The organism is Peribacillus sp. NPDC056705 (genome assembly GCF_043656335.1).
Genome location: NZ_JBHTYI010000151.1, coordinates 1,215 through 1,691, shown reverse-complemented (window position 1 = coordinate 1,691; position 477 = coordinate 1,215). Strand labels below are relative to the sequence as shown.

The window sequence follows — 477 nt, the reverse complement described above, 5'->3', positions numbered from 1 at the left end:
CCTTCATCCCCTGCTTCAGCAGGTCCTTCGCTTTGTTGATGCGCACTTTATCCAAATACGTGTTGAAATATTCACCTGTTGAATTCTTGAACATCTTCCCTAAATATGCGCTGTTATAGTTAAATACCGAGGCCAATGTTTCCAGTTTAATGTTCTCGCTATAATTTCGAAGGATGAGATCCATAATCTGCTTCATCCCTTGATCTTTGCTATCGTATGCAGCGCATGAGCTTAGTTCCTCAAGAAACTCTGCAACATGGGCATGAAGTTCCTGTAACGTGCGCTGGCGGAATACAGCGGCAATCCGATCCGAATAATCCATAGCCCGGGTTTGCGGGTCTCTTCGAAGTAGAGTCCATTTATTATGAATGCTCGTAAGCAGCTCGGCGAATGCGTTTTTCATGCCACCCTCTGTATACTGCTCGTGCAGCATGGCGGCCGCCGCCGCCTTCAGAAGCTTGTGCTGCACTTCTACAT

1 protein-coding gene is annotated in these 477 nt (G+C 47.0%); it reads right to left on the bottom strand.

Features of this window, described 5'->3' with window-relative positions:
• On the bottom strand, window positions 1-477 hold a 477-nt coding region (locus tag ACFRAK_RS28390), incomplete at both ends, for a helix-turn-helix transcriptional regulator (protein ID WP_483878294.1).